Source organism: Rhizobium sp. BK591 (genome assembly GCF_014195045.1).
GTDB lineage: Bacteria > Pseudomonadota > Alphaproteobacteria > Rhizobiales > Rhizobiaceae > Rhizobium > Rhizobium anhuiense.
In genome coordinates this window covers 300643-314273 of the sequence record NZ_JACIAZ010000002.1, presented here as the reverse complement: position 1 = coordinate 314273, position 13631 = coordinate 300643, and the positions used below count along the sequence as shown (strand labels likewise).

Annotated in this window: 14 protein-coding genes; 2 read left to right on the top strand and 12 right to left on the bottom strand. The window is 61.1% G+C overall.

The genetic code is table 11. The features are described 5' to 3' along the window. The first annotated feature begins 10 nt into the window (after window positions 1-10). Window positions 11-301, top strand: a complete 291-nt coding sequence (locus tag FHX10_RS08575; RefSeq protein WP_097595670.1) for a DUF3175 domain-containing protein — start codon at window positions 11-13, stop codon at window positions 299-301. A gap of 6 nt (window positions 302-307) precedes the next feature. Next, window positions 308-1039: a glutathione S-transferase family protein gene (locus FHX10_RS08570; RefSeq protein WP_097595669.1), complete on the top strand. Its 732-nt coding sequence runs from the start codon at window positions 308-310 to the stop codon at window positions 1037-1039. Window positions 1040-1051: 12 nt separating this feature from the next. On the opposite strand, the gene ligD is transcribed toward FHX10_RS08570, so the two are convergent. The 12 genes from ligD to FHX10_RS08510 all read right to left on the bottom strand — a co-directional run bounded on the left by ligD (window position 1052) and on the right by FHX10_RS08510 (window position 13519). After that, window positions 1052-1930 (bottom strand): non-homologous end-joining DNA ligase, encoded by an 879-nt coding sequence (ligD, locus tag FHX10_RS08565; protein WP_097595668.1) that lies wholly within the window; start codon window positions 1928-1930, stop codon window positions 1052-1054. Next, entirely contained in the window at window positions 1927-2934 is a 1008-nt protein-coding gene (locus FHX10_RS08560; RefSeq protein ID WP_097595667.1) for a DNA topoisomerase IB, read from the bottom strand. Before FHX10_RS08560 ends, ligD begins: the two co-directional genes overlap by 4 nt. 15 nt (window positions 2935-2949) lie before the next feature. Next, complete coding sequence (glgX, locus tag FHX10_RS08555; RefSeq protein ID WP_097595666.1) at window positions 2950-5106, bottom strand: glycogen debranching protein GlgX; 2157 nt, start codon at window positions 5104-5106, stop codon at window positions 2950-2952. 95 nt (window positions 5107-5201) lie between these two features. Further along, window positions 5202-5996 (bottom strand): SDR family NAD(P)-dependent oxidoreductase, encoded by a 795-nt coding sequence (locus FHX10_RS08550; protein ID WP_018448491.1) that lies wholly within the window; start codon window positions 5994-5996, stop codon window positions 5202-5204. 158 nt (window positions 5997-6154) lie between these two features. Beyond that, window positions 6155-8071: a bifunctional sugar phosphate isomerase/epimerase/4-hydroxyphenylpyruvate dioxygenase family protein gene (locus tag FHX10_RS08545; protein WP_097595665.1), complete on the bottom strand. Its 1917-nt coding sequence runs from the start codon at window positions 8069-8071 to the stop codon at window positions 6155-6157. A 41-nt stretch (window positions 8072-8112) separates the two neighbouring features. Beyond that, window positions 8113-8562: a type II 3-dehydroquinate dehydratase gene (aroQ, locus tag FHX10_RS08540; RefSeq protein WP_028757578.1), complete on the bottom strand. Its 450-nt coding sequence runs from the start codon at window positions 8560-8562 to the stop codon at window positions 8113-8115. 1 nt (window position 8563) lies between these two features. Then, window positions 8564-9673, bottom strand: a complete 1110-nt coding sequence (locus FHX10_RS08535) for a Gfo/Idh/MocA family protein (RefSeq protein ID WP_028757577.1) — start codon at window positions 9671-9673, stop codon at window positions 8564-8566. A 22-nt stretch (window positions 9674-9695) separates the two neighbouring features. Further along, window positions 9696-10502 (bottom strand): sugar phosphate isomerase/epimerase family protein, encoded by an 807-nt coding sequence (locus FHX10_RS08530; RefSeq protein ID WP_028757576.1) that lies wholly within the window; start codon window positions 10500-10502, stop codon window positions 9696-9698. A gap of 16 nt (window positions 10503-10518) precedes the next feature. Continuing rightward, window positions 10519-11280, bottom strand: a complete 762-nt coding sequence (locus tag FHX10_RS08525) for an amino acid ABC transporter ATP-binding protein (protein WP_280178056.1) — start codon at window positions 11278-11280, stop codon at window positions 10519-10521. Window positions 11281-11311: 31 nt separating this feature from the next. Continuing rightward, window positions 11312-12151, bottom strand: coding sequence for a transporter substrate-binding domain-containing protein (locus FHX10_RS08520; protein WP_165932222.1), 840 nt, complete (start codon window positions 12149-12151; stop codon window positions 11312-11314). A gap of 43 nt (window positions 12152-12194) precedes the next feature. Beyond that, on the bottom strand, window positions 12195-12845 hold the full coding sequence (locus FHX10_RS08515) for an amino acid ABC transporter permease (protein WP_063476012.1): 651 nt from the start codon (window positions 12843-12845) through the stop codon (window positions 12195-12197). 5 nt (window positions 12846-12850) lie between these two features. Further along, on the bottom strand, window positions 12851-13519 hold the full coding sequence (locus FHX10_RS08510) for an amino acid ABC transporter permease (RefSeq protein ID WP_097595683.1): 669 nt from the start codon (window positions 13517-13519) through the stop codon (window positions 12851-12853). Window positions 13520-13631: the final 112 nt, after the last annotated feature.

Here is a 13631-nt window from a genome sequence, read left to right as displayed (position 1 = left end):
GATTTTCGCTATGGCCAAAGTGCAGAAGAAATGGTCGCAGGACGTCACCGAACACAGCGATGCGATGGACCTGAAGGAAGGCGTGTTCAAATCGGACGATCCGAAGAAGATTGCCCGCTCCGTCAAGCGCTCCGCCGAGAAGAGCGATCGCCGCAAGGCTAGCCCCTTCCGCGCGGCCATGTCGATGCTGACCTTCTACATCAACCGTGCCGGCGACCACCTGACGAAAAAGCGGCGCGGCACCCTTGAAAAAGCCAAGGACGAATTGCGAAAAGACTTCGGTCGCCAACCGAAGGATTGAGCAGTCATGGCATACGAGCTTTATTACTGGGACGGCATTCAAGGCCGCGGCGAATTTGTGCGGTTGGCGTTGGAGGAAGCCGGCGCCGACTATATCGACATCACCCGCCAATCCGGCCGCGGGCGCGGGACCGGCGCCATGTTCGAGATCATGGAGAGCCAAAGCGAAGCGCATATTCCCTTCGCGCCGCCCTTCCTGAAGGATGGCGACCTCATCATCCCGCATGTCGCCAACATCCTGTTTTACCTCGGCCCGAAGCTCGGCCTCGCGCCCGAGGACGAAGGCCTTCGCCATGTCGTCAACGGCCTGCAGCTGACCGTCACCGATTTCGTCGCCGAAGTGCACGATACGCATCACCCGATCGACACGTCGCTCTACTACGAGGACCAGAAGCCGGAAGCCAAAGCCCGCTCAGCCGCCTTCATCCGCGAGCGCATTCCGAAATTCCTCGGCTATTTCGAGCGTGTGCTGCGGCAGAACCCAAAAGGCTCGGGCCATATGGTCGGCGATACGCTGACCTATGTCGACCTCTCGCTCTTCCAGGTGATCGAGGGCCTCTCCTATGCCTTCCCGAAAGCCATGGCGAGCCGCAAGGCTGATTACCCCGGCCTGCTGGCGCTGCACGACGCGGTGGCGAAGCGTCCGAATATCGCCCGCTATCTCGCCTCTCCCCGTCGCCTCGCCTTCAACGAGGAAGGGATTTTTCGGCACTATCCCGAGCTCGACAGCGCGGGATGAGGCAAGAGCCGTTTAGGCGAGCGGCACGGCCGCAGCGAAGAAATTTTCCCAAGGATCCTTCGGCCGGGTCTCCAGTTGCTGCGGTACGTTGCCGAGCGTGAAAGCGGCCGGACCGCTCACCACGTTCAAATCCGGCCAATCGATCGGCATCGAAACCGGCGCGCCTACTCGTGCTCGCGTCGAATAGGCCGCGACCGCCGTATTGCCGCGGCCGTTGCGGAGATAATCGATGTAGATATGCCCGCCGCGTTTCGCCTTCGTCGCGGTTGCCAGATACTTCTCCGGCGCGTCGGCCGACATGCTTTCGGCAAGCGAATGGGCGAAATCCTTCACCTCGGCCCAGCCGGCCTTCGGCGCAAGCGGCGTCACCACATGCAGCCCCTTGCCACCCGATGTCTTGACGAAGGCGGCTAGGCCACGCGCCTCCAGCCGTGTCTTCAATTCTAGCGCTGCTGTGATGACCGCGCACCAGGCCACGTCCTCGCCGGGGTCGAGGTCCATGGTGATCATGTCGGGTTTTTCCCAATTGTCGGTGGTGACGCCCCAGGGATGAATTTCGAGCACGGCCGATTGCACCAGCGCCACCAGACCGTTGAAATCGCCGATGCGCAGCAGCTTTTCGCCGTCCGGATCCTCCGGGTCGGCGATCTCCTCGATATGCGGATTCATGCCTTTCCAGGCATGTTTCTGGAAAAATCGTTGGTGGCTTTTTATCCCATCCGGCAAACGCAGCAGCGCCAGTGGCCGGTTGACGACATAGGGCGCCATGAACGGCCAGACCGCCGCGTAATAATCCGCGAGCGCCTGCTTCGTCACGCCCTCATCCGGCCAGTAGAGCCGGTCGGGATGGGTCAGCGAGACGTCAGATGCTGGCGGATGTCTGGGGTTCATTCTTCGATCTCGCGTGTGAGGAAATCAAGTAGCCTGTTTTCCTCGGCCCGCAAGCCCCGCAGCTGCTCGTTACCGCTCTCGACCAGAGGATGGTCGTTGCCGGCGAGTGCGATGATCGCCGGATGGATATAACTGGAACGCGAGATCGCCGGCGTGTTGTGCAGTGCCTCGGCCGCGGCTTCCGACATCTGCTTGACCGTCGGCCGGCCGCCTCCGGTAATCGCCTCGCGCGCCGCGCCGAAAGCCGCCAGCGAGCCGGCCCAGGTGCGAAAGGTTTTCGCCGAGATGGGAATGCCCGATATCTCGGCGAGATAGGCGTTCAACCGGCCGGAATCGATCGGCTTCAGCGCCCCGCTTTCATCCTTCCAGACGAAGAGCTGGCGCCCGGGCAGGTCGGCTATTTCCTCCAGGATCTTCTGCAGCCTGGGATGTTTGAGACTGCGCTGGACGCGCTTGCCGCCCTTGGCGCGGAATTTCAATTCGATCCGCCCGTCGACGATCTTCAGGTGGCGCTTCAGCAGCGTCGTTGCGCCATAGGTGCCGTTCTCCCTGACATACGCCTGGTTGCCGACGCGCAAATGCGCCTCGTCGAGCAGGGTCGTCAAAGCCGCAAGCACACCGTTGACGTCCTCCGCGCCGGTGTCGAGATGGCGCAGCACGGTGCGGCGTATCTTCGGCAGCGCCCGGCCGAATTCGATCAGCTGATGGAATTTTCCCGCACTGCGGAAGGATTGCCATTCCTTGTGGTAACGGTATTGCTTGCGCCCGCGCGCATCGATGCCAGTCGCCTGCAGATGGCCGTTATCATAGAGGCAGATCCACACATTCTCATAGGCCGGCGGCAGACCGAGCGCACCGATGCGTGCCCGCTGTAATTCGTCAGCGAGCGTCGTGCCGTCGGGCATCACATAGCTGAAGCCCTTGCCTTTCCTGCGTCTTCGGATGCCTGGTTCGGTATCGCTGACATAGACGAGACCAAGTTCGGTGATGGCTTCGGCATTCATCTTCGCTGCGACCTGTTACCCGCTCCTGCGGCCGAACTGGAACCACCGCCGACGCTCGGCTTTTGTCGCATCCTTCGGCGGCTCGGTCTGGCCCTTCGGCGCGAAGACCGCCACGCTCTGGGCATAGACGATGACCGGATTCTGCGGCTCGTGCACCTTGAAGGCGTCCGTCTCCGCGCCCGTGTCGAGAACCCTCGACCACTGTTTCAGCCCATTCACGACAGGCAGGTGAACCTCGCAATCGCCACCGGCATTGAAGATGAGGAAGAGGTCGTCCATCGTCTCGGTGTCTGGCGCATTCACGCTCCTCGAGACATAGACCCCGAACACCTGCAATCCGTCGTCGTTCCAAGCCCCATCGTCCATGAAGTTGCCGTCCGGCTTGTACCAGGCGATCTCGATGCGGCCATCCTCGGCGGTCTCGCCGGTCAGGAACCGCTCCTGCCGCAAGACGGGATGGGCCTTGCGGAAGGCGACGGCCTGCCGGCAGAAATCGAGGAAAGGCTCGTCGAGCCCCGCCCAATCCGTCCAGCCGATCTCGTTGTCCTGGCAATAGGCGTTGTTATTGCCGCCCTGGCTGTTGCCCACCTCATCGCCGGCAAGGATCATCGGAACGCCCTGGGAGAGCATCAGCGTCGCCATCATGTTGCGGCGCCGCCGCGTCCGAAGGCTGTTGATGTCGTCGTTATCCGTCACTCCTTCGGCACCCATATTGTCCGAATGATTGTCCGAATGTCCGTCCCTGTTATCCTCGCCGTTCGCGTCATTGTGCTTGTCGTTGAAGGAAACAGTATCCATCAGCGTGAAGCCGTCATGGGCTGACAGCAGATTGATCGATGATGTCGCACCGCGATCCGAGTGGTTGAACTGTACCGCCGAGCCGGTGATGCGCTGCGAGATCTCCGACACCATGCCGCCGTCGCCCTTCCAAAAGCGGCGCACGTCGTCACGAAACTTGTCGTTCCACTCACGGAAGGGGTGCGGGAAGCCGCCGACCTGATAGCCGCCGTCGCCCACGTCCCAGGGCTCGGCGATCAGCTTGACACCGGCGAGGATCGGATCCTGGCGGATGGCTCCGAAAAACAGGCCCTGCCTGTCGAATTCCATATCCTGGCGGCCGAGCGTGCTGGCAAGGTCGAAGCGGAACCCGTCGATATGCATGACGCCGACCCAATAGCGCAGACTGTCGAGCACCATGCGCATCACCATAGGATTGGCGGCATTCAGGGTGTTGCCGGTCCCTGTTGTATCGAAGGTGTGGCGAGGATCGTCGGGTGAGAGGGTATAATAGCTGGCATTATCGAGCCCGCGGAAGGAGAGCGTCGGGCCTTTCTCGCTGCCTTCAGCAGTGTGATTGTAGACGACGTCCATGATGACTTCGATGCCGGCGGCATGGAACTTCTTCACCATGGTCTTGATCTCGGTGATCTTGTCGCCGGACATGTAGCGCGATTGCGGCGCGAAGAAGCCGAGCGTCTGGTAGCCCCAATAATTGCGCAGGTTGTTTTCCAGGAGATAACGATCGTCGAGGAAATACTGGATCGGCAAGAGCTCGATCGCCGAGATGCCGAGCTTGACGAGATGGTCGATGATCGGATCGCTGCACATGCCGAGAAAGGTGCCGCGCAGCCTGTCGGGAACCTTCGGATGGGTCATCGTCAGGCCGCGCACATGCGCCTCGTAAATGATCGTATCAGGCCAGGGACGGCGGATCGCCTCTTCACCCGCCCAGTCGAAATCCGGATCCTGCACCACGCCCTTGACCATGAAGGGGGCGCTATCACGTTCGTCGAAGGAAAGATCGTCCTTGCCGATCTGGTAGCCAAACAGCGCGTCGTCCCATTTCAACTCGCCCGTCACCTGCTTCGCATAGGGGTCGAGCAGGAGCTTGTTCGGATTGAAGCGGTGACCAGCTTTCGGATCGTATGGACCATGGGCCCGATAACCGTAGACGGTTCCCGGTCCGACGCCGGCGATATAGCCCGACCAGATATCGCCTTCACGCTTGGGCAGCGGCAATCGCGCGACCTCCTTCTTGCCGTCCGGCGAAAAGAGGCAGAGCTCAACCTGTTCTGCATGCGCTGAGAATACCGCGAAATGGGTGCCCGAACCCGTATATTCCGCCCCGAGCTCCGGCTTGAGGAAGTCGAGTTCTGAAAATGAATAGCTCATAATGCCCCGCTCGATAAAAAGACCATGCGGGAAACGTAACGGCGGCTCGAAAGTTCCCTTGGCTTGCAAGGGAAGATCTCTCGAGGAGGCGGAAACTAAGGCATCAACTGTCCGCCGTTGACCTCAATAATCTGTCCGGTGATGTAGCCGGACAGCGTCGGCGATGCGAGGAAGAGATAGGCTCCAACGCAATCCTCGGAAGTGCCGACGAAGCCCATCGGGATCGACTTGCGCTGCAGCTCCATCTGCTCGTCATTGGTATAACGTTCGTGGAAGGGCGTGGCGATGACACCCGGCGCCACCGCATTGACGCGGATCCTGTCGGCGACGAATTCCTTGGCATGGCCGCGGGTGATCGTCGAGACGAAACCTTTGGACGCCGCATAGAGGATCGCGCCATTGCCGCCGCCATTGCGCGCGGCAATCGAGGTGGTGTTGATGATGAAGCCGCCCTGCTTCTTCAGCCAGGGATGCGCCGCACGCGTTGCCGCCAGCACCGAGCGGGCGTTGAGGTCCATGACCGCGGCATAATGCGCGTCGGTATATTCCGAGGTCGGCTTGCGCCCCAGCATGCCGCCGGCATTGTTGATGAGCCCGTCGAGATGACCGAAGGTCTTCGCCGTCTCCTCGACGACACGCTCGGTCTCGCCCTCCCTCGACACGTCGCCCTGGATCAGATGCACGGTGCCGCCGGCAGCCCGGATCTCCTCGGCAAGTTTTTCCGCCGGTTCGCGGCTGGCGTTGTAGTGCACACCGACCTTGGCTCCTTGAGCCGCGAAGGCACGGGCGAGTGCCGCGCCGATGCCGGTCGAGGCGCCGGTGATCAGCACGGCTTTGCCGGACAGGTCCGGCAGCTTGATGGATGCGAGCGATTGCGCAAGTTCGACCATGGCGACGAATGCCTCCCGAAAAACCAAGGACATAGGTGATGAAACGAATAGGAGAAGTCTTATCTAGGGGAAATCGACGAAGGGCAATGCACGAAAGGGCGAGATTTGCGTGAGAGGCCGAGGCTGACGAGCGGCGATGTGCTCGGTCGCCGGGAAAATCAGTCGGTCTGATGTCCGCGATTTTTCGTGACCGTCGGCATGCCTGCCGGCCTCAGATGTTTCCTCAGCGCCGCGATCCTGAAGATGGCGTTGGCAGCACCATAACCACGATAACCGCGCCGCTCGACGATCTCGAAGAACAGGCCTTCGCCATAGGTCGGGCTATAGAGCTGGAAATATTCGCCGTGCTCATCGCGATCATAGAGGATGTTGCCCGCCTTGAGGCGCTCGGCAAATTCGGCGTCGAGGCCGAAGCGGGCTTCGAGATCGTCATAATAGTTCGGCGAAATCGCCAGCGAGACGAAACCGTTTGCGGCAAGGGCTGCTGCAGTGGCAAAGATGTCGTCCGTCCTGAAGGCCAGATGCTGGATGCCGGAGCCGAAGGTTTCGGCGATGAAACGGCCGGCGAGCGTGTTGCGGTTCTCGGCGCCGTTCATGGTGATGCGCAGCGAGCCTTCCGCATTCTCGACCACCTGGCTCCTGACGATGCCCGAGGGATCGACGATATCGACCATCGGCGTCTTCTGCACGTCGATCAGCGACGTATAAAACAACAGCCAGGTCAAAAGCTCCTCATATTTCATCGTCTGCGCCATATGGTCGATCGACTGCAGCCCGGCCGGCTGAAGAGGGATATGGTCCTCGATCGCGTCGAATTCGATCTCCCAGATGCGACCGAGTTCGGTCTTGCGGTCGAGGAAATAGAGGATGCCGCCGCCGACGCCACGCACCGCCGGCACCTCGATTTCGCCGGCATCGAGCGATTGCTCGAACCGTTGGGCGCCGAGCGCAACGGCGCGTCGCAACGCTGCCGTTGCATCATCGACCATCAGGCCGGCGGCATAGGCCGAGGTGCCGTGGACGGAATAGGAGGCGCTGGCAAAGCCCTTCTGCTCGGTATTGACGACGAGGTTGATGGCGCCCTGGCGATAGACGGTCACGCGCTTGCTCTTGTGTCTGGCCGCTCTTCTAAAGCCGAGGCTTGCAAACAGCGCCTCGAGCTCAGGCGCCTCGTCTTCAGCGGCGGTGAACTCGACGAAGGAGATGCCCTCGACGGCTGCGCGGGGCGGCATTGGAGGCACCGGCAGCGCACTCTGCGGCTGCTGCCGCTTGACCTGGTCGCCGAGATAGATCAACGAGCGGCGGCCGTCGACGGCGATTGCGCTCGCAGACCCGCCGCGGAATTGATCGTTGAAGATCTCCAGCGACAGATATCCGTCATACCCCGTTGCGGCGACAGCCTTCATGAAGTCGAGCACAGGCAGATCGCCTTCGCCGGGCATGTTGCGGAAGTGCCGGCTCCAATAGAGCAGATCCATGTCGATCAGCGGCGCGTCGGCAAGCTGGATGATGAAGATCTTCTCCTTCGGGATCGAGCGGATCGAGTTGACGTCGATCTTGCGCGACAGCGTATGAAAGCTGTCGAGGACCAGGCCGATATTTGGATGATCGGCCCGCCGGACGATCTCCCAAGCGTCGCGGTGATCATGGATGTGGCGGCCCCAGGCGAGCGCCTCGTAGCCGACGCGCAGACCGCGCCCGGCGGCCCGCTCGCCGAGTTCATGAAAATCTGCCGCCGCCCGGTCGAGACCGCCGAGCGACGCCGGCGAAACGTTCGAGCAGACGAGCACGAGATCGGTGCCCATTTCCTGCATGACGTCGAACTTGCGCTCTGCCCGGTCGAAGGTGCGGCTGCGCAGCGGTTCCGGCATGCCTTCGAAATCGCGAAACGGCTGAAACAGCGTGATCTCCATGCCGAGATCGCGCACCATCCGGCCGACCTCCTTGGGGCTGGCGTCGTAGATCAAAAAGTCGTTCTCGAAAATCTCCACCCCGTCGAAGCCGGCCCTGGCGATCGCCTCCAGCTTGTCGCGCAGGTCGCCGCCTAATGAAACGGTCGCTATCGATGTCTTCATCGCAGGAGTCCTTTCGCGACAGTGATCGGGATGGGAGCGCCCTATGCCGCCTTTGTCTTGGCGACGAGCCGTGACGCCGCCTCGAGTGCGAACTCATAGCCATCCGGCCCGAGGCCGCAGATCACGCCGGTCGCAGCAAGCGAGATGTAGGAGTGGTGGCGAACGGTTTCGCGGCGATGCACATTGGTGATGTGCAGTTCGATGATCGGGCCTTCGAAGGTCCTCAGCGCATCATGGATGGCGAGCGAGGTATGGGTATAGGCACCGGCATTGATGACGATCGCGTCGGCCGCATGGCGGGCTTCGTGGATCCAGTCGATCAGTTCGCCCTCGTGGTTGGATTGCCGGAAGTCGACACCATGCTTTCGGCCCGCCGGGCTCGCATGGCACATGGTTTCGATGTCAGCGAGTGTCGTGCTGCCGTAGATATGCGGCTCGCGTTGGCCAAGCAGATTGAGGTTGGAACCGTTGAGAACGAAGATCGGCTTCATGTCAGAATGCTTTCCTTGGATTTGTAGCTTGCAATGTCGGTGAGAATTTTCCGGCTGCGAGCGCCTCGTAACGATCGTGGAGATCGATCCGGCTTCCCGATGCGGCAGCCTCCGCCACGGCAAGCGTCGCGATCAGCGTACGGGCGCCATCCTCAACGGTGAGCAGCGACTCCGCCTCGCCGCGGACGACATCGCGGAAATGGTCGAGCTGGGCGTGGTAGGGATCGATGAAGCTTGCAAGCAGCCGCTGGGACCGGATCGGCTCGTTCCAGTTCTGGTTACCCTCTGCCTGCGCCCAATGGACCAGGGTCGGAAATTCCAGAGAACCGCGGCTGCCGACGAAGCGATAGTTGCTCTCTCCGCTGAACGGAAACTCGACTGCTTCGCCGGCCCCCTGCTCCGTCGTCCAGGGGGAAACCGCGCTGTCGCTCGCAAAGAAGGTGCCGATGCAGCCGCTATCGAATTGAAGCAAGGCGCCGGTGGTATCTTCAACCGGGAACTGCCGCTGCCGGTTTGAGGAGATGGCGCTGACACCAAGGATCTCGCCTGCCGTGTAACGCAGGAAATCGATCTCGTGAATGAGGTTGATCAGGATCGGTCCGCCACCCGGCTGCGTGCGCCAGGGGGCGATGCGGAAATACTCATCCGGCTTGTAGGCCGCCCAGATGGCGGAGACGCCGACAAGATTGCCAATCAACCCTTCACGCAGCAAGCGTCTCAGCGTCTTGACCTGGTCATGATGGCGGCGATGATGACCGACGAGCGTCCGGACATTGTTTGCGCGCACTTCCAGGAGCAGATCGGCGGCGCTTTCGAGCGTATCGGTCACCGGCTTTTCGATCAGCATATCGATCCCGAGGCGCGCGCATTCGATACCGATTTCGGCATGGCTCTGGTTGGGCGAGGCAATGATGACGGCCTGCGGCCGTGCTTCATCGAGCAGCGACTTGTAATCCTTGAAGACCGCAATACCCGGATATTGCGCCGAGATGCTGTCGCGGTTGACGTCAGCGATACCGGCAAGGTCGAAATCGGGATGATCGATGATCTTCTTGATGTGTTTGCGGCCGATCAGGCCTGCGCCGATGACGCCGATGGAGATATTTGCCATGCTTTCAACCATTCCGTTCCAGTCACAAGAGGGTTTGCAGGCGGGTGCGAGAAGCAACCGCATCCGCCAATGGATTTTCCGAGATGATTTCGATGACCACGTCGCCGTCGAAGCGACGATCTTCGATGGTCTTCAGGATCGGCCGGAAGTCGATCTGTCCCGAGCCGATCGGCGCGTGCTGCCATTTGCCGTCGTCGGCATCCGAGAGGTGGATGACGCGAACCCTGTCCTTCAACATTTCCAGGCCGACGGACGGATCCTCGCCGATCGCCCGGGCATTGGCGACGTCATAGACGACGTCGATATTGTCCCGGCCGCAGCGGTCGAGCATCGATCGGATCGAGGCCGCATCCGGGAAGACACCGATCGGGTGGTTTTCGAAGAGAAGTCGGATTCCGCAGGCGGCGGCGTGGTCCGCCAGCCGGACGAGGCAGTCAGCGACGATATCTTCCAGCACGCCCGGTGTCGCGGCGATGAGCGCGTGTTTACGCCCTGAACTCACCGTGACATAGCGGCTGCCGAGAAAGGCGGCCGCTTCGATTGCTCTGCCATAGGCGCCGACAGCAAACTCCGTCACATCGGGCATAGGGCTGGCGAGATTATAGTCGCCAACCGGCAGGTCGAGCGCGACCAGCTTTCCGCCAGCAGCGGCGATGCCGTTCCTGAGCGCGATCCAGTCCGTCGAACCGTGATCACGGATATTGAAATGCGGATCACTGGCAAGCAGCTGGAATTTCCTAAAACCCTGATCCGCCAGCCTGGCGATGGCCTCGGCCGCCGTCGCGTTCCAGACGAAGCCGAACGTATGAACACCGTAATCGAGTGGCATTATTCTCTTCCCGCTCTCAGTGCCCGAGAATCTGTCCGAGAAAAGCGCGCGTGCGCTCGTTCCGGGGCGCGGTGAAGAATTCCTCGGGCGACGCCTCCTCGATGATCTCGCCATTCGCCATGAAGATCACACGATCGGCCACGGCGCGGGCAAAACCCATCTCATGGGTCACGCAGATCATCGTTCGCCCTTCGCCGGCGAGCGAGACCATTGTGTCGAGCACTTCCTTGACCATCTCGGGATCGAGCGCCGAGGTCGGCTCATCAAAGAGCATCACCTTTGGATCCATGCAGAGCGCGCGGGCAATCGCCACACGCTGCTGCTGACCGCCGGAAAGCTGCGCCGGATATTTGTGCATCTGATCGGAGATGCGCACGCGCTCCAGATAGGCTCGCGCAACCTCTTCCGCCTGTGCTGCCTTCATTCCGCGCACCTTCATCGGTGCAAGCATGCAGTTTCTCAGAACCGTCATATGCGGGAAGAGATTGAACTGCTGGAAGACCATGCCAACCTCACGACGGATGGCGTCAATCGAGGCGCCTGTCTTCAACTCGATACCGTCGACCACGACCCGGCCGCTGGCGAAATTCTCGAGATAGTTGATGCAGCGGATGAGGGTCGATTTCCCCGAGCCGGAAGGCCCGCAGAGAACGACCTTCTCCCCCTGCTTCACCGTCAGGTTGATGCTCTTGAGAGCGTGGAAGGCGCCGTAATATTTGTCCACGGCTTCCATGACGATCATCGGATCGACAGCGGCATTGTCCGCAATTGTCACCATCGCATTCACGGCGTCTTCCTCATCTGCTTTGTTATTGAACGGTGAAGGGGATATTAGGCAGCGAGTCCGGGAAGTCGGGCGCGTCCTGGCCAAGCCATTTCTGGTAGATCTTCTCGAGGCGGCCGTCGGCGCGCGTCTTGTCGATGAAGGCGTTCAGCTCCTCGACAAACTGCTTTTGACCGGGACGCACGGAGATGCCGTTATATTGGCGGTTGAACTGCAGTTTCTTTTCGAATTTGAAGTCCGGCGCGATCTTGGCGATGCTGAGGAAATAGGTGTTGTTGGCGCCGAGCGCGTCGACCTGACCGGAAAGGAAGGCCTGGATGGCGGTAGCATCGTCATCGAAACGCTGGATCGTCGCGCCTTCCGGAGCGTTCTGCGTCACCTGCGTATCCTGCGCCGAGGAGCGCGCAACGGCAATTCGCAGGCCCTTGAGATCGGCCGGCGCCTTGATATTTGTCTCCGGCTTGGCGAGCAGCATGATGTCGATCGCCGAATAGGGCTTGGTAAACTGCACCACCTTGGCGCGGTCGGGATACATGCCCATCACTGCAATCAGTGCATCGACTTTGTTGGTCATCAAGGTCGGGATACGATTGGCGACGGCAACGCGGTTGAACTCGACCGGCACGCCGATTTCCTCACCGAGAAGCTTGGCGAAATCGGCATCGAAGCCGGCGCTCTGATTGTTTTCGTCGACGAACCCCCATGGTGGATTCTCGCCCTGGATACCGATCACGATCTTGCCGCTGGCCTTCAGCTCCGCAAAGCTCTGCGCATCGGCCTTGCCGGCGCCGAAAGCGACGACAAGGCCAAAACCGATCGCGCCGACTGCCCCCCAGGCCTTCCTCAACATATTGGTATTCTTCATCATTAGGCTTCCTCCTTGCCCTTAGCGTTATTCCCTGCGCGCGCTAGCGGGCGCTCGCAAAGCGTTTTTCCAGTTGGAAACTGAAGTGCGACAGCGGCCAGCAGAGCGCGAAGTAGAGCGCGCCGACGAGGCCGAAGACGATGAGCGGTTGATAGGTCGCGTTGGAGACGATCTGCCCGGCCCGCGTCAGCTCGGTGAAGCCGATAATGGCGGCAAGCGACGTACCCTTGACCAGTTGCACCAGGAAACCGACGGTGCTTGGCAGCGAAATCCGCAGCGCCTGCGGCAGGATGACGTCGACGATACGGGTCCGGTATCCGAGGCCGAGCGCCTTGGCCGCTTCTTCCTGCCCCTTCGGCAGCGCCATGATGGTGCTGCGCCAGATCTCGCCGAGATAGGCGCTCGCATGCAGCGTGAGCCCGGCGGCAACGGCGACCCAGGCGTTGACCGTGATGCCGATCAGCGGCAGGCCGTAATAGATGACGAAGAGCTGCATCAACAGCGGCGTGCCCTGAAAGACGATGATGAATGCGGTCGCCATGGCTCGCAGCGCCTGGAACGGCGCCGTGCGGATCAGGGCGATGCAGAGCCCTCCACCGGCACCGCAGACGAAGGCGATCGCCGCGAGCAGGATCGTCCAGCGGAACGCTTCGAGCAGGATGACGATCTGATTGAGGCCGAGTGTCTGAACCATCGCCGTCACCGCGTCGGATAGGAGAGAAGGCCGCGCTCGATCAGGGAGAAAAGCCCCGTGAGCATGGCGGACATTCCGAGGTAGAGACCGGTCAGGGTCAGGTAGACCTCGAAACTGCGAAAGGTCGTCGATTCCAGCTGCTGGCCAATGCTGGCTAGCTCCATCGCCGATATCGAGGCGACAACGCTGGAGGTCAGCATCAACAGAATGAACTGGCTTGCGAGTGCAGGAAAGCTGACGCGCAGCGCCGGCCGCAGGATGATATAGCGGAACACCTGGAAGCCGCTGAGGCCGAGCGCGCGGCCTGCCTCGACCTGGCCCTTCTGGATCGATTCCACCCCGCCACGGATGATCTCGGCGGCATAGGCGCCGCCGTTGAGACCAAGCGCGACGATGGCGGCGGTATCTGGCGCGAGCCTGATCCCGATCGACGGCAGGCCGAGATAGATGAAGAAGGCCTGAACCGGAAAGGGAGTGTTGCGGATGATCTCGACGAAACACTTCACCAGCCAGACGAACGGCCCGATCCCGGTCCGGCGCAAGGCCACGCAGAGAAGGCCGATGGCAAAGCCCATCGCCATCGCCTTGGTCGAAATCGCAAGCGTCAGCCAGCACCCATAGAGAAGCCGGGGCCAGGCGGCAAAAATAACGCTGAAATCAAATTGATAGCTCACGGTGAGCTCCTCCCGTCGCTGCAAGCGCCTTCTCCGTCCCCGGCACTCACACGCAAAATGTTCGCTTTCGTACATAAGTAGCCAGATGATGAAATATCTGTCAACTCCCTGG

Excerpts from the sequence above, each read along its gene's own strand:
- FHX10_RS08525 (WP_280178056.1), bottom strand. The coding sequence starts at position 11,280 with ATGGTGACAATTGCGGACAATGCCGCTGTCGATCCGATGATCGTCATG.
- FHX10_RS08550 (WP_018448491.1), bottom strand. The coding sequence starts at position 5,996 with ATGGTCGAACTTGCGCAATCGCTCGCATCCATCAAGCTGCCGGACCTG.
- FHX10_RS08560 (WP_097595667.1), bottom strand. The coding sequence starts at position 2,934 with ATGAATGCCGAAGCCATCACCGAACTTGGTCTCGTCTATGTCAGCGAT.
- FHX10_RS08575 (WP_097595670.1), top strand. The coding sequence starts at position 11 with ATGGCCAAAGTGCAGAAGAAATGGTCGCAGGACGTCACCGAACACAGC.
- glgX (WP_097595666.1), bottom strand. The coding sequence starts at position 5,106 with ATGAGCTATTCATTTTCAGAACTCGACTTCCTCAAGCCGGAGCTCGGG.
- FHX10_RS08535 (WP_028757577.1), bottom strand. The coding sequence starts at position 9,673 with ATGGCAAATATCTCCATCGGCGTCATCGGCGCAGGCCTGATCGGCCGC.
- aroQ (WP_028757578.1), bottom strand. The coding sequence starts at position 8,562 with ATGAAGCCGATCTTCGTTCTCAACGGTTCCAACCTCAATCTGCTTGGC.
- ligD (WP_097595668.1), bottom strand. The coding sequence starts at position 1,930 with ATGAACCCCAGACATCCGCCAGCATCTGACGTCTCGCTGACCCATCCC.
- FHX10_RS08520 (WP_165932222.1), bottom strand. The coding sequence starts at position 12,151 with ATGAAGAATACCAATATGTTGAGGAAGGCCTGGGGGGCAGTCGGCGCG.
- FHX10_RS08515 (WP_063476012.1), bottom strand. The coding sequence starts at position 12,845 with ATGGTTCAGACACTCGGCCTCAATCAGATCGTCATCCTGCTCGAAGCG.
- FHX10_RS08570 (WP_097595669.1), top strand. The coding sequence starts at position 308 with ATGGCATACGAGCTTTATTACTGGGACGGCATTCAAGGCCGCGGCGAA.
- FHX10_RS08530 (WP_028757576.1), bottom strand. The coding sequence starts at position 10,502 with ATGCCACTCGATTACGGTGTTCATACGTTCGGCTTCGTCTGGAACGCG.
- FHX10_RS08545 (WP_097595665.1), bottom strand. The coding sequence starts at position 8,071 with ATGAAGACATCGATAGCGACCGTTTCATTAGGCGGCGACCTGCGCGAC.